This window comes from Microbacterium meiriae (genome assembly GCF_040685015.1).
GTDB lineage: Bacteria > Actinomycetota > Actinomycetes > Actinomycetales > Microbacteriaceae > Microbacterium > Microbacterium meiriae.
The window spans coordinates 1,355,303-1,377,108 of the sequence record NZ_JBFBHD010000002.1 but is presented as its reverse complement, the minus strand read 5'-3'; the positions used below and the strand labels follow the sequence as shown (position 1 = coordinate 1,377,108).

Below are 21,806 nucleotides of genomic sequence, written 5' to 3'. Positions count from 1 at the left end.
GCGCCGCTTCGGGGCGAGGGCCGCTCAGGTATCTTGGTATCGAGACAAATAGCCCTCGTGAACGGAGAACCTCCCGGTGACCGACGACGCCATCATCTACACCTACACCGACGAGGCACCGGCGCTGGCCACCGCCTCGTTCCTGCCGATCATCCAGGCCTACACGGGCCAGGCGGGCATCGAATTCGAGACGCGGGACATCTCTCTGGCCGGCCGCATCCTCGCCGCCTTCCCCCAGAAGCTCACCCCGGAGCAGCAGGTCGGCGACGCGCTGGCCGAACTCGGCGGCCTCGCCACGCTCCCCGAGGCGAACATCATCAAGCTGCCGAACATCTCCGCGTCGATCCCGCAGCTCAAGGCCGCCATCGCGGAACTGCAGCAGCAGGGCTACGACGTCCCCGACTTCCCGGACGAGCCCTCGTCGCTGGAGGAGAAGGACGTCCGCGCCCGCTACGACCGCATCAAGGGCTCCGCAGTGAACCCCGTGCTGCGCGAGGGCAACAGCGACCGTCGCGCACCGCTCGCGGTGAAGAACTACGCCAAGAAGCACCCGCACCGCAACAAGCCGTTCGCCGAGGGCTCGAAGACCCGCGTCGCCACCCTCGGCCACGACGACTTCAAGCACAACGAGCGCTCGTGGGTCGCCGCTCACGACGACGTCCTCTCCTTCCGCCACACGGCGAAGGACGGCACCGTCACGGTCCTCAAGGAAGGACTCAAGGTCCTCCCGCGCGAGATCATCGACGCGACGTTCCTCTCCGCGAAGGAGCTGGACGCCTTCCTCGCGGACACCCTCGCGGAGGCCGAGGCCGACGACGTGCTCTACTCGGTGCACCTCAAGGCGACGATGATGAAGGTCAGCGACCCGATCATCTTCGGCCACGTGGTGAAGGCGTTCTTCAAGGATGTCTTCGACCAGTACGGCACGCAGCTCGCCGAGGCCGGACTGAGCGCGAACGACGGCCTCGGCTCCATCCTCGCGGGGCTGGCGAACGTCGCCGGTGGCGACGAGATCGCTGCGGCGTTCGACAAGGCCATCGCCGAGGGGCCGCGCCTGTCGTACGTGAACTCCGACAAGGGGATCACCAACCTGCACGTGCCGAGCGATGTCATCGTCGACGCGTCCATGCCCGCGCTCGTCCGCAACGGCGGGAAGCTCTGGGGCAAGGACGGCGAGGAGGCCGACACGATCGCGGTCATCCCCGACTCGTCCTACGCGAGCGTCTACCAGGCGGTGATCGACGATGTGATCGCGAACGGCCCGCTCGATCCGGCCACCATCGGCACCGTGCCGAACGTGGGTCTCATGGCGCAGGCGGCCGAGGAATACGGCAGCCACGACAAGACGTTCGAGATCGCGGCGGACGGCATCGTCCAGGTGCTCGACAGCGAGGGCACCGTCCTCATCGAGCACGAGGTCGGCAAGGGCGACATCTGGCGCGCGACGCAGACCAAGCACATCCCGGTCATGGACTGGGTCAAGCTCGCCGTCGGCCGTGCCCGTGCGACCGGCGTGCCCGCGGTGTTCTGGCTCGACGCGAACCGCTCGCACGATGCCCAGATCATCGCGAAGGTGCACCAGGGCCTCGCCACGCTCGACACCAAGGGCCTGACGATCACGATCCTCGCGCCGGAGGAGGCGACGCGGTACACGCTGGCGCGCATGCGTCACGGTCTCGACACCATCTCGGTGACGGGCAACGTGCTGCGCGACTACCTCACCGACCTGTTCCCGATCCTCGAGGTCGGCACGAGCGCCAAGATGCTCTCGATCGTGCCGCTGCTCGCCGGCGGCGGACTGTTCGAGACGGGTGCCGGTGGCTCCGCTCCGAAGCACGTGCAGCAGCTGGTCGAGCAGAACTACCTGCGCTGGGACTCTCTGGGCGAGTTCTTCGCGCTGGCCGCCTCGCTCGAGCACTTCGCCGACCGCACGGGCAACGAGAAGGCCCGCGTGCTCGCCGAGACGCTGGACGCCGCGACCGGTACCTTCCTCGAGGAGGACCGCTCGCCGGGCCGCGCGCTCGGCACGATCGACAACCGCGGCAGCCACTTCTACCTGGGGCTGTACTGGGCGCAGGAGCTCGCGAAGCAGACGAAGGACCCGGAGCTCGCCGCGGCCTTCGCCCCGGTCGCCGAGAAGCTCGCAGCGAACGAGGAGGCCATCGTCTCCGAGCTCAACGCGGTGCAGGGCAAGCCCGTGGACATCGGCGGGTACTACCGCCCGGACGAGAAGCTCGTAGCGGCCGTCATGCGCCCGTCCACGACGCTCAACGAGATCGTCGACGCCCTGCGCTGAGACGACGGAAGGGGGCGGATGCTGCGGCATCCGCCCCCTTCTCGCTGTCCGCCCTCCGCCAGGCCCGAGCACGACTGCGGAGCGCGACCGCGACGCCCTGGGAGAGGGGACGCCTCGACGGCGTGTCGTTCCGCGTCTCCGAAGCTGTGCTCGGCACGCGAACCGGATCAGTTGTAGACGGAGACCTCGAGGCCCACGGGGGACCAGTCGTAGACGTACTTGGCGAGGTCGATCGGCAGGTTCACGCAGCCGTGGCTCATCCGGTTGCCGAAGTTGTTGTGCCAGTAGGTGCCGTGGAAGCCGATGTTCGGGGCGAACCACGTGATCCAGGGCACGTCCTCGGTGCAGTACGGCGCACCTTCGTAGCAGCCCATGTCCTGCATCGACGTGTGCGCGAAGACCTTGAAGTTGCCGGTCGGCGTCGGCGTACCGGGCAGGCCCGTCGAGACCGCCCAGGACTGCACGACCTTGTCGTTCTCGAAGAGGTAGGCGCGCTGCGTGCTGAGGTTGATCTCCGCACGGCGGAACAGGTTCGTCGTCTCGAACGGCGTCTCGGTCACGGAGAGCGCGAAGGTGCCGTCGCCCGCGGCGAGCTGCGTCGCGAAGTCGTCGGCGATGCCGTCGGTGTCTCCCAGGGCGCGTCCGGTGGCGCCCTCCTTCTCGGCGCGCAGCACATTCCCCGCGGAGTCGACGATGTTGGTCGCGTTCACGGGCGCGCGGTCCACGGCGGCGGGCAGCGTGTCGACGGTGGTCTGGATCGCCGCCGGATCCGCCTCGATGCGGAGCTGGCCGTCTTCGTCGACCACGGTCAGCCAGGACGCGGCGACCGCGGGGGAGACCGGGACGGTGCGCTCCTTGCCGACGTAGAAGCCGATGGTGGACAGCATGGTGTTGAGGGTGGTGGCGGTCGCCGTCGCGTCGTCGTCGGACACGGCGGGCAGTGCTTCGACAGGGCCGCCCGGGTACTCGAAGGTCGTGCGTCCGTCGCCGACAGCCTCGACGAAAGCAGCGTTCAGATCGGCCACGTCGACACCGGTGCCGGGAACGGACGGAGTGACGGTGTAGGTGCCCTTCGCGGCGTCGAAGACCACGGCGGCGTCGACCGGGTCGACGAAGCTCCCGGGGACGGCCGCCCGGAGCGCGGCGGATGCGGTCTCCTGGTCGAGGACGATGTCCGCGGGCACGGGGTCGCCCATCCAGGCGCCGAGATTCCACATCGGATGCGCCGAGAACGCGGCATCGGCGAGGGCCGTGGCGTCGGCGGTCGCCCCCAGGTCGGCGCCGGTGAGCACGGCGTCGTCGCCGTCGCCCGTGAGGGTGACCTCGGTCTGGGCGAGGTGCGAGCTGATCGTCTCGGCGGCGGCACCGGGAGTCATCCAGCCCACCGGGATGCCCGCGACGGTGGTGCCGGGGGCGATGAGGATCATCGAGGCGGCGCCGGCGCCGAGCGCGACCACGCCGAGGCCGAGACCGATCCACAGGCCGAGGCGGCGCTTCTTCGGGGCCGGCTCGACGGGAGCCCAGGCCAGGGGCTGCTCGCCGGTCTGCGGCGGGACCGTGTCGGTCGCCGCCTCCGGCGTCAGGACGCTCGTCGGGGTCGCATCGTCGGGCTGTGCCCCCGTCGCAGTGCCCGGCGTGGAAATCAGATCGGTCACGAACTACACCCCCCGCAGTCTCGACGTGTCCTGTCGTCCATGGTACGGGATGGCTGGTAACGGGGAGGCAACGGTCCTGATAAGGTGCCTCCCCGTTCGCCAGGGGTGTCGGGGGTCAGTCGATGACGGCGAGCCCGTCGATCTCGACGAGCATCTCCTCGCGGGGAAGACCGGTGAAGACGGTGGTGCGCGAGGGCAGCACGCCGCTGGTCGTGTGGGCCTCGACGAACGCGCCGTAGGCCTCGTTCATGATCGGGAAGTCCTCGCGCGTGGTGAGGTACACGCGCAGCATCACGACATCGTCGAACGTGGCGCCGGAGGCCTCCACGATGGCCTTGACGTTCTCGAGCGTGCGGGTGGTCTGCGCCGCGACGTCGCCCGGGTACAGGTACTCGTTGGTCTGCGGGTCGACGGGGCCCTGGCCGGAGACCTGGACGATCGGGCCCTTGCGGACGCCCTGGGAGAACGTGTGCGCGGGAGCGGGGGCGGCGTCGGTGGAAACTCGTGTCTTCGCGGTCATGCCGCCAGCCTAGTAGCCTTGTTAGATGCCTCTACAAATTCCGGATCCCGTCCTCGGCGCCTGGGCGAAGGGGTTCCCGGCGCACGCCGCGGGGCTGCGTCTGTCGGAGGTCGCCGGTGCGGGGCTGCGCCTCTCGGACCTCGGCACGCCGGTGCTCACGGTGCATGCCGACGCGATCGCGCACAACGAGGACACGGTGTTCGGCTGGGCCGCGCGCGAGGGCGTCCGCCTCGCCCCGCACGGCAAGACCACCATGGCGCCCGCGCTGTGGCAGCGCTTGCTGGACGCCGGGGCCTGGGGGATCTCCGTGGCGACGCCGTGGCAGGCCCGCGTCGCCGTCGACGCCGGTGTCCCGACGGTGCTCATCGCCAACGGGGTGACCGACGGTGCTGCGGCCCGTGAGCTCGGGGCGCTGCTCGCGGCCGACGAAGGCCTGCGGATCCTGTGCGGGGCGGACTCCCTCGCCGGCGTGGCGATCCTCGCCGACGCCCTCGCGGACGCCCCGCGTCCGCTGGACGTGCTCGTGGAGCTCGGCGGTGCGCAGGGGCGCACGGGTGCGCGGACCGTGGCGGAGGGCGAGCGCATCGCCGCGGCGATCATGGCCGCCCCCGGTCTCCGCCTCGCCGGAGTGACGGGCTACGAAGGGCCCTTCGGCCCCGATCGCTCCGCGGCGTCAGTCGCCGCGGTGGACGGTTTCCTGGCCACCCTCGTCGAGCTGCATCGCCGACTGGAGTACCCCGACGGTGTCCGCCCCGTGCTCAGCGCGGGCGGCAGCTCCTTCCCCGATCGCGCCGCCGCGGTCCTCGGCGCCGCGGGAGCGGACGCCGAGGTCGTGCTGCGCTCCGGTGCCTTCCAGATCCACGACGACGGCTTCTACTCCCGCATGTCGCCGTTCGGTCCGCTCACGCACACCGCCCCGCTGCGCTCCGCGATGCACGCGTGGTCGCGGGTGGTCTCGCAGCCCGAACCCGGCCTCGCCCTGCTCGACGCCGGGCGGCGGGACGTGCCGTTCGACATCGACCTCCCGGCGCCGCAGTCGGTCGCCGGCACCGTGACGGCCCTGAACGACCAGCACGCCTTCCTCCGACCCGCCGACGGGGCGACCGTCGCGGTCGGCGAGGTCGTACGCCTCGGCCTCTCGCACCCGTGCACCGCGTTCGACAAGTGGCGCGTCGTCGCCGTGATCGACGACCCCGACGCCGCGGACCCGCGGGTGATCGGGGCGGTGGCGACATGCTTCTGAGCGCGGAGAAGGCGGCGGCGGGCCTCGTACGCGTCTACCGGCGGGCGACCGTCGTCGACGGCACCGGCGCCCCGCGCTTCGTCGCGGACGTCGCGGTGGAGGGGGCCAGGGTCGTCGCCGTCATCCGCGACGGCGACGGGACGACGCTGGAGCTGCCGGACGACGCGGTCGAGGTCGACGCGTCCGGCCTCGTCCTGGCGCCCGGTTTCATCGACATGCACGCGCACAGCGACCTCGCGGTGCTCCAGGGCGCCGCGCACGACGCCAAGATCCGTCAGGGGGTCACGACAGAGGTGCTCGGCCAGGACGGCCTGGGCTACGCGCCGCTGGACGAGGCGACCGCCGCCGTCATCCCCGCCCAGATCGCGGGCTGGAACGGGCGGCCGGCGGAGGTCCCGTGGCGGTCGATGGACGATTTCCTGGAGGCGATCGACGTCGCCGCGGTGGCCAACGCCGCGGTGCTGGTGCCGCAGGGCAACCTCCGGATGATGGTGGTCGGGCACGATGACCGTCGGGCGACCCCCGCCGAGATCGTGGCGATGGCCGACCTCCTCGGCCAGGCCCTGGATGCCGGGGCCTTCGGCATGTCGAGCGGCCTGACCTACACCCCGGGGATGTACGCCGACGTCGCCGAGCTGGAGGCGCTCTGCCGAGTGGTCGCGGAGCGCGGCGGCTACTGGGCGCCGCACACCCGCAGCTACGGGCGGGCGGCGCTGGATGCGTATCGCGAGGCGATCGAGATCGGCCGCCGTACCGGGTGTCCCGTCCATCTCACGCACGCGACCATGAACTTCGCGCCGAACCGCGGGCGTGCCGCGGAGCTGCTGGCGCTCGTCGACGAGGCGACGGCCGACGGCGTCGACGTGACGCTGGACACCTACCCGTACCTCCCGGGGGCGACCACTCTCGCGGCGCTCCTGCCGAGCAGGCTGGCGGCGACCGGCGACCTGCTGGGCGTCCTGGCCGGCCTGGATGCGGAGGGACGCGAGGCCGTCCGCGTCGAGCTGGAGGAAATCGGCTGCGACGGGTTCCACGGCGAGGTGGCGGACTGGTCGGTGATCCAGATCTCGGGGACAGGCACCCCCGCTCTGGCCGGCCTCGTCGGCCGCACGATCGCCGCCATCGCGGCGGAGACCGGGCAGCGCGCCGTGGACGTCGTGATCGACACGATCCTCGCCGATGCGGGCGCCACCGGCGTGCTCATGCACATCGGCGACGAGGACAACGTCCGCGCCATCATGCGGCACCCGCGGCACTCCGGAGGCAGCGACGGCATCCTCATCGGTGCCCGGCCGCACCCGCGCGGCCGCGGCACATTCCCTCGCTACCTCGGTCACTACGTCAGGGACCTGGGGGTGCTGAGCCTCGAGGAGGCCGTCCGCCATCTCTCCGGCAACCCGGCCGCCCGCCTGGGCCTCGACCGCGGTGACGCGCCGCGCGGTGTGCTCCGCGAGGGCGCCACCGCCGACCTGGTGCTGTTCGACCCGGAGACGATCGCGGCGGGAGCCACGTTCGACCACCCGCACGGTGCGCCGCAGGGTGTGCGCGAGGTTCTCGTCGGCGGTGTGCCGGTCGTCATCGACGGCGACCCCACCGGTGCGGTCGCCGGCCGCGCGCTGCGGATGCCCCCCTCGGCGCCGCGCGCGACGGTGCCGCACGTCGTCGCAGAGATCGACTCCCTGGCTCCGGGCTTCCGATGGACCCCGTCGACGCCGATCGAGGCGGCACCGGAGCTGGCCGCGGCCGTCGCACGACTCGGCGGCGGGGGAGCGGACGACACGCTGCCCGCCATCCGCCTCGTGATCGATCCGGAGCTGGGCGCCGCGGCATCCGCGGCAGGACGCCATGGCCCCGAGGCCTTCCGCGTGACCGCGACGGCCTCGGGGATCGAGATCGCGGGGGCGACGCCGGAGGGGGTCTTCCGCGGCGCGACCACGCTCCGTCAGCTCCGCGACCCGGACCACGACCCCGCTCTCCCCGCGACGATCCCGGCAGGGCGCTGGGAGGGCTCTCCCGCCTACGCCTGGCGTGGAGCGATGCTCGACGTGGCGCGCCACTTCCGCCCTGCGGAAGACGTACGTCGTCTCATCGACCTGCTCGCCGATCACCACCTCAGCATCCTGCACCTGCACCTGACGGACGATCAGGGCTGGCGCTTCGAGGTGCCGGGGTATCCGCGCCTGACCGAGGTCGGTGCGCGGCGCGAGGCCACGCAACGCGGCCACGGCCCTGAGGCCACGGTCGAGCCCGGCGTGCACGAGGGCTTCTACACGACCGCCGAGCTGCGCGACCTCGTGCGGTATGCGGCCGACCGCTTCGTCACTCTCGTGCCAGAGGTGGAGCTGCCGGGACACATCCAGGCCGCGCTCGCCGCGTATCCGGAGCTGGGCAACCTCGACGTCGGGACGCCGCCCACCGGGCCGTGGGAGCGTTTCGGCGTGAACGCGCGCACCCTCGCGCCGACCGAGGAGGCGCTGGCCTTCGGCCGTGCCGCCATCGATGCGCTGTGCGACGTGTTCCCGTCCGCGTGGATCGGGATCGGCGGCGACGAGGTCCCGGTGACCGAATGGGCCGACAGCGCCACGGCCGCCGCGCGGATGCGGGAGCTCGGGCTGGCCGCCGCGCACGACGTCCAGCCCTGGTTCACGGCGCACTTCGTCGCGCACGTCCGCCGCAGGGGACGGACGGCACTCGCCTGGGACGAGGTGCTGGAGGGCGAGGTCCCGGAGGGCGTGCGCATCCTCGCCTGGCGCGGGCCGGTCGCCATGCGCGAGGCACTGCGGCGGGGGATCCCCGTTGTCGGGTGCCCGGATCTCGAGGTGTACCTCGACTACCCGCAGTCCGAATCGGCTGAGGAGCCCATCCGCGTCGGGCCCCCGCTGACCATCGAGCGCGCGTACTCGTTCGAGGTCGTCGACGGCGCGGTCGGCGGGCAGGCGAACATCTGGACGGAGCACCTGCCGAGCAGGGACCGGGTCGACTTCGCGATGTTCCCGCGCCTCGCCGCGATCGCGGAGCGGTTGTGGGACGGGGGAGAGCCCGCGCCCTTCGCGGACTTCGCCCGGCGGCTGCCCACGCATCTGCGGCGCCTCGCCGCGGTGGGCGTGCGGTATCGTCCGCTGGACGGGCCGTCGCCCGAGCAGCGGCGACCGGGGGTTCCCGGCAAACCCATGACCGTCGAGACCCGGGAGGGGATCGTCGCCGGGCTCGTCGAGCGGCTGCTCCGGATGGCGGCCGACGACGAACCACCGCGGTCGGCATGATGTCACGTTTCGGTAACACTGCCCGCGGAATCGCGCGGAACAGTTGCACAAATCCTGTTCGTAAGGTCTACTAACAAACATGTCCGTTTCGGATGATCAGCGCCCCTCGGCGACGACAGACTTCGTCGCCGCGAACGCGCACGCCTTCGGCCCCGCGCGGCATCTCCGCTCGCGCACCAAGGTGCTCCCCGAGCACGCCCGCGGACACAACCGCGCGCTCGTGCTGCAGACGCTGTATCACTCGGGGGCGATGAGTCGCGCTGACCTCTCCCGCGAGACCGGCCTCACACGCGTCACGATCTCGGATCTGGTCGCGGAGTTCATCGCCGACGGCATCGTCGTCGAGATCGGCGTGCGCGAGGCCGTCGGCCCCGGCAAGCCGCCCATCCTCATCGACATCGATCGGGTGGGGCATCAGATCATCGGGCTCGACCTCTCCGGTCCGACCGCCTTCGAGGGTGCCGTCCTCAGCCTGGACGGCGACGTGCTGGAGCGGCGGCAGGTGCCGCGTCCGGAGACGCCGGACGGCGATGCCGCGTATGAGGCTCTCCGCGGCCTCGCGCAGACCCTCGTCGAGATCGCCACGCAGCCGGTGCTCGGCGTCGGCATCGGCACCCCGGGCGTCGTGCGCCCGGACGGCCTCGTCCTCAGCTCGCCCAACCTCGGCTGGACGGACTTCCCGCTGGAGGCGAAGCTCAGCGCCGACCTCGACCTGCCGGTGCTCGCACGGAACGACGCCAATGCCGCGGTCCTCGCCGAGTACACGTTCGGCGAGGCGGAGGCCGACTTCATGCTGATCAAGATCGGTCGAGGCGTGGGTGCTGGGCTGATCACCGGAAGCCAGCCGCTCCTCGGCAGCCGTTTCGCCGCCGGGGAGATCGGTCACGTCGTCGTCGGCACGGACGGCGGCCCTCGCTGCGCCTGCGGCAAGATCGGCTGCCTGGAGGCATGGCTGAGCGTGAGTCGCATGCAGGAGGCGCTCGACGCCGACCCGGCCGCGCGCGAGGAGATCCTCCGCGACTCCGGGACGCGCATGGCGATCGCGATCGCCCCGATCGTCGCCGCCCTGGACCTGTCCGAGGTCGTGCTCTCCGGGCCCGCCGAGCTGCTGGACGGCACGCTCATCGACGCGGCCGTCGAGACGCTGCACGCGCGGACGCTCGAGGGCGTCTTCGAGGACGTCATGGTTCGGCTCACCCGTCAGGACGACATCGTGCTCCGCGGTGCCGCCGTCATGGTCCTCTCCGGGCAGCTGGGGGTGTCGTGACATCCGCGACCATGATCGGGAACGGCATCCGATGATCGTCCCCGCCTCCGCCGACCGCGCCGGTCGGCCCCTTCGCGTGGGCCTGGACGTCGGCGGCACGAAGATCGACGCCGTCGCCGTCGATCCGGCAGGGACGATCCTCGCCCGCCTCCGCCGCCCGACCGGGTGGGGAGAGGACGCCGTCGTCGACAGCATCGTGTCGACCGTCGCCGCCCTTGCCGAGGAGAGCGGACTGCCGCTGTCCGCGGTCGGATCCGCCGGCATCGGCATCCCCGGCCTCGTCGATGCGGAGACCGGCCGCGTGCTGCACGCCGTGAATCTCGGGGTGGAGTCGCTCGACCTCGCGGCGCGCGCCGAGCACGCACTCGGCGTTCCGTTCCGGGTGGAGAACGACGTGAAGGCCGCCGCGCTCGGCGCCGCGGTCCTGAGCGACGTCGCCGGCTCCATGGCCTATCTGAACCTCGGCACCGGCGTCGCCGCCGGCATCGTGGTGGACGGCCGCATCTGGCGCGGCGCACGCGGGACCGCCGGAGAGGTCGGACACCTCTCCGTCGATCCGCGCGGCCGGCTGTGCGGGTGCGGGCAGCGCGGCTGCGTGGAGACCTTCTGCGGCGGTGGGGCGCTGGCCAAGGCGTGGGGACGTCCCGGTGCGCTGCCCGTCAAGGACATCGTCGAGGCGGCCGACGCGGGCGATCCGCACGCCCAGGCCCTGCAGGCGGACCTCTTCTTCGGGGCCGCGGCGGCCGTGCGCGTGCTCGTGCTGTCGGCCGACGTCGAGACCGTGGTCATCGGCGGGGGACTCACCGCTCTCGGCGGCCGGCTGGCGGCGGGGGTCCGTGCCGCCCTGCACGCCGGTGCCGAGGCGTCACCGTTCCTGAAGTCCCTGCGGCTGGATGAGAGAATCGAACTGCTCCCCGCGGGTTCCCCCGCCGCCGCTTTCGGCGCCGCTCTGGTGGGCGCATCCATTTCTGAGAAGGAGATCGTTCCGCATGGCTGAGGTCGTCATCGTCGAGAATGCCGAGGCCGCCGGCGCCCTGGTCGCCACCGAGATCGTCGAGCTCATCGACAGCCGTCGGGACGCCGTCCTGGGGCTCGCGACCGGATCGACGCCGCTGCCGGTCTATCAGGCTCTCCGCAGCCGCCTCGCGGGACGCGACGTGTCGCAGGTGCGCGGCTTCGCGCTCGACGAGTACGTCGGCATCGACCCGTCCCACCCGGAGAGCTACCGCTCCGTGATCACCCGTGAGGTGGTGGAGCCGCTCGGCCTCGACCCGGAGCGCATCCACGTGCCGAACGGCGCGCAGGCCACCATCCAGCACGCCGGTGAGGACTACGACGCGGCCATCGCGGCGGCCGGCGGCGTCGACCTGCAGATCCTCGGCATCGGCACGGACGGCCACATCGGGTTCAACGAGCCCGGGTCCTCTTTCGCGTCCCGGACGCGGGTGAAGACCCTCACCGAGCAGACGCGCGAGGACAACGCCCGTTTCTTCGACTCCATCGACGACGTGCCGATGCATTGCATCACGCAGGGCCTCGGCACCATCCTCGAGGCCCGCCACCTCGTGCTGCTGGCATTCGGCGCCGGCAAGGCGGAGGCGGTGGCCGGCGCGGTCGAGGGGCCGCTCACGGCGCTGCTGCCCGGATCGGCCATCCAGTTGCACCCGCACGCCACCGTCGTCGTCGACGAAGCCGCCGCGTCGAAGCTGCAGCTCGCGGACTACTACCGCTACACGTTCGCGAACAAGCCCTCCTGGCAGGGCATCTGACCCGGACGGGCTAGCGCGCTGCGGCGGGCCAGGCGAGCGGCAGCAGGTGCTCGACGCTCAGCGGGGCCAGCGGAAGCGTCGCGACGTCCGCCGGGGTGATCCAGCGCAGTTCGGCGAGCTCGGCCTGCACCCGGACCCCGTCGGGATCGATCGAGGCCGAGAACGCGTCGGCCACGACGCGGTGCCCCGGCTCGTTGGCGGCCGCCGACACGAAGCGCCCCAGCGGCCGGAGGTCGGTCTCCGCGAGCTCGAGACCGAGCTCCTCGTGCAGCTCCCGGATGAGGGTCTCGGCGGGGGACTCGCCCGCTTCCGGCTTCCCTCCCGGCTGCATGAAGCGCGTCGTGCCGTGCTTGCGGACGACCAGGACGCGGCCCTCCGCATCGACGATCACGGCCGCGCTCACGTGGATGTCAGGCATCGGGGGAGAAGACCTTTCCGGGGTTGAGGATGCCGAGCGGATCGAACACGGCCGCGATGTCGCGCTGAAGGCGCCACTGGTCCTCGCCGAGTTCGTCGGCCAGCCATCGTCTCTTGAGGACGCCGATGCCGTGCTCGCCGGTGAGGGTTCCGCCCAGCCGGATCGCGGCGCGGAAGAGCTCATCGGCCGCCTCCCACACCCGGGCCGGGGTCTCCGGGCCCTCGAAGATGAAGTTCGGATGCAGATTGCCGTCGCCCGCGTGTGCGACCGTCGGGATCACCATGTCGAACTCCCGCTCGATCCGTGCGATCTCGTCGAACATCGCCGGCATGGCGCTCCGCGGCACGGAGACGTCCTCGATGAGGGTGGTCCCGAGCGACGCCATCGCGGCGTGCATGGATCGCCGGACCGCGAGCAGCCGATCGCCCTCGACGGGGTCGTGCGAGACCACGGGGACGCCCTCGTGGGCGCTCAGGATCGCGGCGATGGCCTCCGCCTCCGCGCGGGCGGCGGGGCCGTCGGTCTGGATCGTCAGCTGCGCGGCCCCCGGCGTCGGTGCCGGGAGCCCGAGGAGGGCATGGACGGCGGTGAGACTGGCGGCATCCATGAGCTCCATGATCGCCGGCTGGATTCCCGCAGCGGTCACGGCGGCAGAACCCGCGGCTGCGGCTCGCACGCCGGGGAAGGTCGCGGTCACCGTGCAGGTCTCGCCCGGCACCAGTCTGCGCAGCTTGAGCGTCGCCCCGACGACGACGCCGAGCGTTCCCTCCGATCCCACCACGAGAGCGGTGAGGTCGAGCCCGGTCACGCCCTTCACGCTGCGGTGGCCGAGGTGCAGCAGGCGACCGTCCGCGAGGACGAGGTCGACGCCGAGGACCGCATCCCGCACGACACCGTACTTCGCGCAGAGGAGTCCGCCGGCTCCGGTCGCGATGTTGCCACCCACCGTCGAGATGTCGCGGCTGGCGGGGTCAGGGGCCCACCAGAGGCCGTGCGCGGCCAGGTGCGCGTTGAGGTCGGCGTTGAGGATCCCGGGTTCGACCACGGCGAGGAGGTCGTCCGGTCGCACCTCGAGGACGGCGTCCATCCGGCGGAGGGAGAGGACGATCTCGCCGTCACCCGCATTCGCGGCGCCGGCGAGCCCCGTCCCGGCGCCGCGCACGACGACGGGAGTGCGCGTGGCGGTGGCGATCCGCATCGTCTGCTGCACGTCGTCCACGCTCTCGGCATGGACGACGGCCTGCGGGAGGCCCACCGCGGCATGACCCGACCTGTCGGACCTGGCGTCCTGCCTCGCCTGCTCGCTGACGTCCACGCGCGCCCCGAGGGCGTCGCGGAGCAGCGAGACGACGCTCACGACCGTGCGCTCATGCCAGGGCGCGGCGTCCGCTGAGGACGCCCGCGACGACGGCGACCAGGGCGAAGGCGGTGCCGATCAGGGCCTGCCCCATGGACCACCAGGCGATGGTCACGCCCACGTAGATGAACAGTTCGACGACCGCCCGGAGGAAGGGGTGCACGCGAAGAACCGGCCGCGGCGAGAGGAAGAGCGCCCACAGCAGCAGGGTGACCACGGGGGCGCCGACGCCGATGACGATGCTCCACGGCAGGTCCCAGCTGGCGAACCCCCACAGGGCGAGCGAGGCGATCGCCACGATGAGGACGACGACGCGCACGATGTCGAGGGCCGTGATGGCCGGACGGTCGACGCCGGCGACGGGGGCGGAATCCGGGGTCATGCGTCCAGTCTATTCCGCGACCGGAGCGTCCTCGGTCGGAGCCGGGGCCTCCGTGGCCGGGGCCTCCTCGGCCGGTGCGGCCGGTGCAGCTTCGGCGGCCGGCGCAGCTTCGGGGGCCGGCGCGGGCTCCGCCGGCGCGGGCTCCACGGGTGCGGGAGCTGCCTCGACCTCGTCGGCGGGTGTCGCGCTGTCCTCAGAGACGGCGGGCGCCGGGGCCTCGACCGGAGCGGTCACCGGCTCGGCCTCGCCGATGACGACCGCCGTCTGCTCGACAGGCGCAGCCGCCGCAGCGCGCTCATCGGCGCCCGTCCCCGGGGGCTCCAACGCGTAAAGCGTGGTGTCCGCCGAGGGGCCCGCCTCACCAGACGGGAGGAGGTACCGGAATGTCACCGGTACGAGGCTGGCGAAGAGGAACTGGGCGTGCGAGGGTCGGAGCTCGATGGTGCCTTTGCCGTCCTTGTCTAGCACGACACTGAGGTTCTCCCAATGATCGCAAAGTAGGGCCTGCACGATCACGTTTTCCGACTCAACACAAAGGAGAGCCTGCACGGTAGTTCTCGGTACACCTTCGACCGGCACGAGGTAGTGCCAGTTCAGGTATTCGTCGCGCCAGACCTCGGCGGTGCTCCATGTGGGCGGGTCAGTCGGGATAGCAGGGGCCTCTGAACCGCCGGTGTCGCCAGGAGGCTTCGGCGAACTGTCGGGGTTCTCGGGAGCGACGGGCGGCTGCGTGGCCTCGGGAAGCGCCGCGGGGACATCCGGGACGGCGGGTGCCGTGTCGGGCCCAGCCTCCGAGGAGACGGGCGGCGCCGCCTCCTCCTCGGCAGGAGGTGCAGGCGTCTCGTCGTTCTCCGGCGTCTCGATCACCACGGGCTCGTCGAGGTTCAGCGAGGAGTCCGGGGCGATGTCGGTCGCGATCGACGACGGGTCGGTGTCCGAGGCGCTGGGCAGGGAGGTCGCCGGGTTCGCGCCCGCGAGTCCGGGGACGATGGCCGCTGCGGCGACCACTCCGGCCACCACGAGGGCTGCCGACCCGGCGCCGACGACGGCGCCCATGCCCGTGAAGACTCCGCCCGTGCTCGCGCCCGAGCCGGCGCCGCCGGCCGATCCCGCTCCTGAGCCGGCTGCGCCCGCGCCGGAGGTGGCCGCCGCGGCCTGGCCGATGCCGCCGTCACCGACGAACACCGCGCCCGGGATGGTGGACGACATCCCCGCCACGGCCAGGACCGGCGCACCGCCCTGCAGGGCGGCGAGGTACCCGGAGGCCCCGGTGGCGCCGAGGACGAGCGGGAGCAGGACGAGGGCGAGACGCTTGGAGACGTCCTTGGCCTCGGCGGCGACGATCATGCAGCGGGCACACTCGTCGAGGTGCAGCTCCAGGCGACGGTGGTCGCGGGTCGCGAGGTTGCCGCGCGAGTAGGCGCCGAGGTGCTCGATCGTCCACTGGCACTCGGAGCCGGGGCTCGCGCTCCGCAGGTGCGCCTGGATCCACGCCTCGCGGAGCCCCTCACGCGCACGGAACGCGAGCTGCGACACCGCGCCGGCCTTCATCCCGAGGAGCGGAGCCACCTCCTGCGGCTTCATCTGCTCGATCTCGGTGTACCAGAGCACTTCCTGCCACCGCGACGGGAGGCTGCGGAAGGCTTGCGCGGTGAGGCTGCGGTCGAGGGCCTCGTTCGTGGCGTGCTCGGTGCTGTCCGGATCGGCCACCGTGTCGAGCTCGTCGATCGCGGTCTCGCGACGTGCTCGTCCCCACGCCGCGGCGGTGTTGCGGATGCTGGTGAAGAGGTAGGCGCGGAACGAGCCGTTGGGGCCGCCGCCCTTGAGGATCGCCTGGTAGATGCGCGTGTAGGACTCCTGCACCAGATCGTCGGGATCGATCGACGAGGTCACCGATCGCGCGACGGCCATCCCGGACGGATAGTGCCGCCTCCAGAGTTCCCCGAACGCCCCCTTGTCGCCGGAGCGGACGCGGAGGATCAGGTCGGCATCGCCGATGGTCTCGTCTGGTGTGGTGTTCTCTCGGTGCACGGTCATCCATCTGGTCCCGGGGCACACAACCGTCCCCAGGAGGAGAGACGCGAGAAGGCGTCTTTCATTACGCGGTCAGTCCATTCTCTCGCGAAACAGGCGCGGTGGCCACCCCCGGGGAGGACTCGGAGCAGATGCTCGGGGACCCCTCCGCGCCCCGGCGGTGATGCCCGGCGAGAACTTTCTGAACTTTTTTCCGAGAACCGCGTAATGAACCGGGCCGGCCCTCGTCTCATCCCGTAGAGACAGCCGAAATGGACTCCACCGGGGGGCGGAGTTCCGGCGCTGGTGCGGGGGGTACTGCACCAGTGGGCGGGTCGGGATCCTCGGGGGAGGAGCTCCCGGCCCCGCCCGCTCGAACGGGAGGGAAAGGGCCGCCGATCTGGGGAGAACGGCGGCCCTCCACTCCCACCTCGCGAGAAGCGCGACGTCGATCTGGGGAATCCGGCGCCGCCATCTCGTCCGATCGACCGGAGACCGCAGCGCTGCGCGTCGCGCGAAGCGCTGCACGCCTAGGCGGGCAGCGCCGGTCCTGTCCAGACCCGCGCGACGCGCAGCTCCGCATCCAGCAGCACGGCATCGCCGAGCAGGCCGGGACGCAGTGCGCCGAGGTGGGCGTCGCGCCCGATGGCCCGCGCCGGCGTCTCCGTGAGCGCACGCACGACCTCCGGCAGATCGACGCCCGCTGCCACGGCCCGCTGCAGCGCGACGTCCTGGGTCAGGGTGGAGCCGGCGATCGAGCCGGTGTCGTCGGCGCGGGCCACGCCGTTCTCGACGGTCACCTTCACCGCACCGAGGTCGTATCTGCCGTCGGCGCTCCCTGCGGCCGCCATGGCGTCGGTGATGAGCGCCACGCGGTGCGGGGCCGCGTCGAACACGAGCTTGACGACGTGCGGGTCGAGGTGGACGTCGTCGGCGATGGCCTCCAGGATCACCCGGTGGTCGGCGGCCGCGGCGAGCACCGGGCCGGGAGCGCGGTGGTGGATGCCGGGCATCGCGTTGAACGCGTGGGTCAGCAGCGAGGCGCCGGCCTCGAAGGCCGCGACGGCCATGGCGGCATCGGCATCGGTGTGACCCACGGCGGCGGCGGCGCCGGCCGCGACGATCTGACGGACGGCGTCGATCCCGCCCGGGAGCTCCGGAGCGATGGTGACCTGGCGGACCGTGCCTTCTCCGGCCTCCAGCAGCCGGGCCACGTCGGCCGCGACGGGGTGCCGGAGCAGCGTGGGCTCATGGGCCCCGTGGTGACCGGGGTCGAGGAACGGGCCCTCGAGGTGCGAGCCGAGCACGTCCCCGTCGGTCCTGGTCAGGGCGGCGATCAGGGCGACGCTGCGGGCCAGGTCGTCGATCGTGCCGGTGACGAGCGAGATGACCGCCCTGGTGGTGCCGTGCGCGCGGTGCAGGTTCCGCCCCGTCCGGATCGCGTCCACCCCGTCGTCGTACGCGGCGCCCGCTCCACCGTGACCGTGGATGTCCACGAAGCCCGGCGTGAGCAGCGCGCCGGGGCCTGCCACCTCCGTCCCGTCCACCACCTCGGTCGCGGGCTCCCAGTCCGTGCCCGTGCCGCGCGCGACGACGACGCCGTCCTCGATGCGCACCCACGCGTCCTCGGCGATCTCCCCGCGATCGACGAGGCGGACGGAATGGATGACGAGGGAACCGGTCGCGGAGGAGAGGGTCTTCAACGGGCGCTCCAGGGGATCTCGGGGGCGGGGTGGAAATCGACCCCCTCAGCCTTCCACAGCGGTGCGAGCGCACCGAGTCGGTCGCGGAAGGACTCCCACGTGCGGCCGACGCCCTCGCGCGGCGACCAGGCGATCTCGGCCTGCGCGGCGGCACGGGGGAACACGAGCTGCTCCACCTCGTCGAGCGTGCGGGTGGTCTCGGACCACAGCGGCGCCTCGATTCCCAGGATCGCCTCGTCGGGCACGTCGAGGACAGCGGTCGGCTCCCACTCGTAGGCGCGACGGACGTCGATGATCGCGGCCCAGGTGAGACCCAGCGGGAAGTCGGCGGTGTATTTCATGTCGAGGTAGGTCGCATCCGCCGCCGACATGATGAGGGCGCCGCCGCGCTCGACGAAGTGCGCGGCCTCCTCGGCGTGCGTTCCGGTCGGCGTCGTCATACCCCAGTACTGGCCGACCGTGCCGGAGGCGATGCCCGCAGCCGAGCCCATCTCGTGCCAGGCCACCGGGGTCTTGCCCTCCTCGACGACGATCGCCGTCGCGCGCTCCGCGAAGAGGTCGAAGTCGGCCTGGGGCGTGCCGAGGGACTCGTCGCCGCCGATGTGGATGTACGGCCCCGGGGTCATCTCGGCGAGCTCGCGGACGACGTCGCGGACGAATCGATACGTCTCCTCCTCGTGGATGCGCACGCTGGAGTGCCCGACGCCCCAGCCCAGATAGGGCTCTCCGGCCACCGGGAGCGGCTGGCCGAGCTGCTCGGACTGGGTCATCAGTGCGTCGTTCAGGACAGGGGCCTCGACCAGCTCGGGGTAGGCCACGCCGATCGCGTGGGTGTGCCCGGGGAGGTCGACCTCGGGGATCACGATCATGTGGCGTGCAGCCGCGTACGCCACGATCTCGCGGTAGTCGTCCTTGGTGTAGAAGCCACCGGGGGCGCCGTCGGCCGCGGTGGTGGCCGCCCGCTCGGTGAGCAGCGGCCAGGAGTCGATGTGCACGCGCCAGCCCTGGTCGTCCGTCAGGTGCAGGTGCAGGTGGTTGAACTTCAGCGCGGTGGTGCTGTCGATGAATCTCTTCACGTCGTCGACGCCGAAGAAATGCCGGGCCACGTCGAGCATGACGCCGCGGCGGGCGAAGCGCGGGGCGTCCGCGATGTCGGCACGGAGCAGCGCCCAGCCGGCGTCGTCCTCACGCAGCAGCTGCAGCAGCGTCTGGACCCCGTAGAAGAGCCCCGCCTCATCGGCGCCGATGAGGATGGCGCGGTCGCCGATCTCGAGCGTGTAACCCTCCGGCGCGGAGGATGCCGGATCGACGAACAACTCGATCTCGGCGGGGCCGGAGTCCGCCGCGGTGAGGGTGAGGCCGGTGCGGCGTGCGACGGCGTCGATCAGCTGTCCGGCGGCGGGGGAGGAGCCGAGCACACGCGTCGTCGCGGACAGCGGCAGGCGTCCGTCGCGGGCCTTCGCGGACACCGGTGCAGGGACGAGGGGCAGATCAAGAGGTAGGACCATGAACAAAACCTAGCCGCCGGAACGCCGCAAGGGAACAGGGCGATCGAAACGATTCTGGAGGCGGTGGGCACGACGCCCGAAACGACCGCGTGCGCGGCGTCGCGCATCGGCTATGCTCGTAACCGTCGCGACTGGCGTCTGGGTGGACAACCACCGGGGAGCGACTGACCACGGAATTCGACCGCGCGCCTGGGCCGATAGGAACACCCTTTTCGAATCCGTCGTCAAAAGGAGCACGTCATGACCGACCGTTACTTCAACGCCCCGCTGTCCGAAGTCGACCCGGAGATCGCCGAGGTCCTCGATCGCGAGCTGAAGCGCCAGCAGACCTTCCTCGAGATGATCGCCTCGGAGAACTTCGTCCCCGTCTCGGTCCTGCAGTCGCAGGGCTCCGTGCTCACCAACAAGTACGCCGAGGGCTACCCCGGCCGTCGCTACTACGGAGGCTGCGAGGAGGTCGACGTCGCGGAGGAGCTCGCCATCTCCCGCGCCAAGAGCCTGTTCGGCGCCGAGTTCGCGAACGTCCAGCCGCACTCCGGTGCCTCGGCGAACGCCGCGGTCCTGCACGCGATCGCCCGCCCCGGCGACACCCTGCTCGGCCTCTCGCTCGACCAGGGCGGCCACCTCACGCACGGCATGAAGATCAACTTCTCCGGCCGCCTGTACGACATCGTGGCCTACGGGGTCGACGCCGAGACCTCGACGATCGACATGGACGAGGTCCGCCGCCTCGCCATCGAGCACAAGCCCAAGGTCATCATCGCCGGGTGGTCCGCCTACCCGCGCACGATGGACTTCGCCGCGTTCCGCGCCATCGCCGACGAGGTGGGCGCGATCCTCTGGGTCGACATGGCGCACTTCGCGGGTCTGGTCGCCGCCGGTCTGCACCCCAACCCGGTGCCGCACGCGCACGTCGTGTCCTCCACGGTGCACAAGACCATCGGCGGCCCCCGCTCGGGCTTCATCCTCACCAACGACGCCGACCTCGCCAAGAAGATCAACACCGCGGTGTTCCCCGGCCAGCAGGGCGGTCCGCTCATGCACGTGATCGCGGCGAAGGCGACCGCCTTCAAGCTCGCCAGCACGCCGGAGTTCAAGGAGCGCCAGGAGCGCGTGCTGCGCGGTGCGAAGCTCATCGCCGAGCGCCTGTCGCAGCAGGACGTGAAGGACGCCGGCATCGCTGTCCGCTCCGGCGGCACGGACGTCCACCTCGTGCTCGTCGACCTCCGCGACGCCGAGATCGACGGCAAGCAGGCCGAAGACCTCCTGCACGACATCCACATCACCGTGAACCGCAACGCCGTGCCGAACGACCCGCGTCCGCCGATGGTGACCTCGGGCCTCCGCATCGGCACGCCCGCGCTTGCGACCCGCGGTTTCGGCGACGCCGAGTTCACGGAGGTGGCCGACATCATCGCCCTCGCGCTGCTCCCCGGTGCCGACATCGAGGCGCTCCGTGCCCGCGTGGACGCGCTCGCCGCGGCCTTCCCGCTCTACCCGGACCTGCAGCAGTGACCGCGGTCGTCCTCGACGGCAAGGCGGCGGCGGCCGACATCCGTGCCGAGCTGACGGAGCGGGTCGCGGCGCTGAAGGAGAAGGGCGTCACCCCCGGCATCGCCACGGTGCTGGTGGGAGCCGACCCCGCCTCGCAGCTCTACGTGGGCATGAAGCACCGGCAGTCCGAGGCGATCGGGATGAACTCGATCCAGCGCGAGCTGCCGGCCGACGCCACCCAGGCCGACGTCGAGGCGCTGATCGACGAGCTCAACGCCGATCCCGCCTGCCACGGGTACATCGTGCAGCTGCCGCTGCCGAAGCACCTCGACACCGACGCGATCCTGGAGCGGATCGATCCGGCGAAGGACGCGGACGGGCTGCACCCGACCAACCTCGGACGCCTCGTCCTCAATGTCAACGCGCCGATCCACACGCCGCTGCCGTGCACCCCGCGCGGGGTCATCGAGCTGCTGCTGCGCAACGACTACGACCTCAAGGGCAAGCACGTCGTGGTCGTCGGTCGCGGTGTCACGATCGGGCGCTCGATCGGGCTGCTGCTGACCCGTCGCGACCTCAACGCCACGGTCACGCTGACGCACACCGGCACGGTCGACATGCCGCGCTACCTGCGGGAGGCCGACGTGATCGTCGCGGCCGCGGGGGTCAAGCACCTCATCCGCGCCGAGGACGTCAAGCCCGGAGCCGCGGTGCTGGACGTCGGCGTGACCCGGGAGACGGACCCGGAGACCGGGAAGAACCTCGTGTTCGGCGACGTCGCTCCCGAGGTCGCCGACGTCGCCGGGTACCTGTCGCCGAATCCGGGAGGGGTGGGGCCGATGACCGTCGCCCTGCTCATGACCAACGTCGTCGAGGCGGCCGAGCGGACGGTCTGACCTCCGCGCCGCGTCGCAGATT

16 protein-coding genes and 1 riboswitch are annotated in these 21,806 nt (G+C 71.7%); of the genes, 8 read left to right on the top strand and 8 right to left on the bottom strand.

From position 1 onward, the window contains the following. The first annotated feature begins 76 nt into the window (after positions 1–76). Positions 77–2,296, top strand: a complete 2,220-nt coding sequence (locus tag AB0N68_RS15055; RefSeq protein WP_280569693.1) for an NADP-dependent isocitrate dehydrogenase — start codon at positions 77–79, stop codon at positions 2,294–2,296. Between the two features lie 167 nt (positions 2,297–2,463). Here the strand turns inward: AB0N68_RS15055 and AB0N68_RS15050 are convergent, their stop codons facing one another. After that, positions 2,464–3,951, bottom strand: coding sequence for a L,D-transpeptidase family protein (locus tag AB0N68_RS15050; protein ID WP_280569691.1), 1,488 nt, complete (start codon positions 3,949–3,951; stop codon positions 2,464–2,466). 115 nt (positions 3,952–4,066) lie between these two features. Beyond that, positions 4,067–4,471: a RidA family protein gene (locus AB0N68_RS15045; RefSeq protein WP_187663468.1), complete on the bottom strand. Its 405-nt coding sequence runs from the start codon at positions 4,469–4,471 to the stop codon at positions 4,067–4,069. Positions 4,472–4,496: 25 nt separating this feature from the next. On the opposite strand from AB0N68_RS15045, the gene AB0N68_RS15040 reads away from it, so the two are divergent. The 5 genes from AB0N68_RS15040 to nagB all read left to right on the top strand — a co-directional run bounded on the left by AB0N68_RS15040 (position 4,497) and on the right by nagB (position 12,013). Continuing rightward, complete coding sequence (locus AB0N68_RS15040) at positions 4,497–5,714, top strand: type III PLP-dependent enzyme domain-containing protein (RefSeq protein ID WP_280569687.1); 1,218 nt, start codon at positions 4,497–4,499, stop codon at positions 5,712–5,714. Further along, on the top strand, positions 5,705–8,977 hold the full coding sequence (locus AB0N68_RS15035) for a family 20 glycosylhydrolase (protein ID WP_280569684.1): 3,273 nt from the start codon (positions 5,705–5,707) through the stop codon (positions 8,975–8,977). Before AB0N68_RS15040 ends, AB0N68_RS15035 begins: the two co-directional genes overlap by 10 nt. 79 nt (positions 8,978–9,056) lie before the next feature. Next, entirely contained in the window at positions 9,057–10,244 is a 1,188-nt protein-coding gene (locus tag AB0N68_RS15030) for an ROK family transcriptional regulator (RefSeq protein WP_187663471.1), read from the top strand. 31 nt (positions 10,245–10,275) lie between these two features. Further along, the gene (locus AB0N68_RS15025; protein WP_187663472.1) at positions 10,276–11,241 is read left to right on the top strand and encodes an ROK family protein; all 966 of its coding nucleotides are present in this window, start codon (positions 10,276–10,278) and stop codon (positions 11,239–11,241) included. Continuing rightward, positions 11,234–12,013: a glucosamine-6-phosphate deaminase gene (nagB, locus tag AB0N68_RS15020; RefSeq protein WP_187663473.1), complete on the top strand. Its 780-nt coding sequence runs from the start codon at positions 11,234–11,236 to the stop codon at positions 12,011–12,013. Before AB0N68_RS15025 ends, nagB begins: the two co-directional genes overlap by 8 nt. 10 nt (positions 12,014–12,023) lie before the next feature. Here nagB and AB0N68_RS15015 read toward each other — a convergent pair whose 3' ends face one another. The 6 genes from AB0N68_RS15015 to AB0N68_RS14990 form a co-directional block, all read right to left on the bottom strand. Next, a complete protein-coding gene (locus tag AB0N68_RS15015; RefSeq protein ID WP_187663474.1) occupies positions 12,024–12,431 on the bottom strand; it encodes an NUDIX hydrolase in 408 nt (135 codons plus the stop codon). Next, the gene (locus tag AB0N68_RS15010) at positions 12,424–13,788 is read right to left on the bottom strand and encodes an FAD-binding oxidoreductase (protein WP_280569678.1); all 1,365 of its coding nucleotides are present in this window, start codon (positions 13,786–13,788) and stop codon (positions 12,424–12,426) included. The genes AB0N68_RS15015 and AB0N68_RS15010 overlap by 8 nt, the downstream gene beginning before the upstream one ends. A gap of 10 nt (positions 13,789–13,798) precedes the next feature. Next, on the bottom strand, positions 13,799–14,170 hold the full coding sequence (locus tag AB0N68_RS15005) for a YrdB family protein (RefSeq protein WP_187663476.1): 372 nt from the start codon (positions 14,168–14,170) through the stop codon (positions 13,799–13,801). 9 nt (positions 14,171–14,179) lie between these two features. Next, positions 14,180–16,207, bottom strand: coding sequence for a sigma-70 family RNA polymerase sigma factor (locus AB0N68_RS15000; RefSeq protein WP_280571744.1), 2,028 nt, complete (start codon positions 16,205–16,207; stop codon positions 14,180–14,182). Positions 16,208–16,713: 506 nt separating this feature from the next. Then, positions 16,714–17,886 (bottom strand): N-acetylglucosamine-6-phosphate deacetylase, encoded by a 1,173-nt coding sequence (locus AB0N68_RS14995; RefSeq protein ID WP_280569763.1) that lies wholly within the window; start codon positions 17,884–17,886, stop codon positions 16,714–16,716. After that, positions 17,883–19,394, bottom strand: coding sequence for a beta-N-acetylhexosaminidase (locus AB0N68_RS14990; protein ID WP_187663479.1), 1,512 nt, complete (start codon positions 19,392–19,394; stop codon positions 17,883–17,885). Before AB0N68_RS14990 ends, AB0N68_RS14995 begins: the two co-directional genes overlap by 4 nt. Positions 19,395–19,511: 117 nt before the next feature. Further along, a riboswitch (ZMP/ZTP riboswitch) is annotated at positions 19,512–19,596 on the top strand. 38 nt (positions 19,597–19,634) lie between these two features. Here AB0N68_RS14990 and glyA point away from each other — a divergent pair. Then, on the top strand, positions 19,635–20,909 hold the full coding sequence (gene glyA, locus AB0N68_RS14985; RefSeq protein WP_268777159.1) for a serine hydroxymethyltransferase: 1,275 nt from the start codon (positions 19,635–19,637) through the stop codon (positions 20,907–20,909). After that, positions 20,906–21,784 (top strand): bifunctional methylenetetrahydrofolate dehydrogenase/methenyltetrahydrofolate cyclohydrolase, encoded by an 879-nt coding sequence (locus tag AB0N68_RS14980; protein ID WP_187663480.1) that lies wholly within the window; start codon positions 20,906–20,908, stop codon positions 21,782–21,784. The genes glyA and AB0N68_RS14980 overlap by 4 nt, the downstream gene beginning before the upstream one ends. The last annotated feature ends 22 nt before the right edge of the window (positions 21,785–21,806 follow it).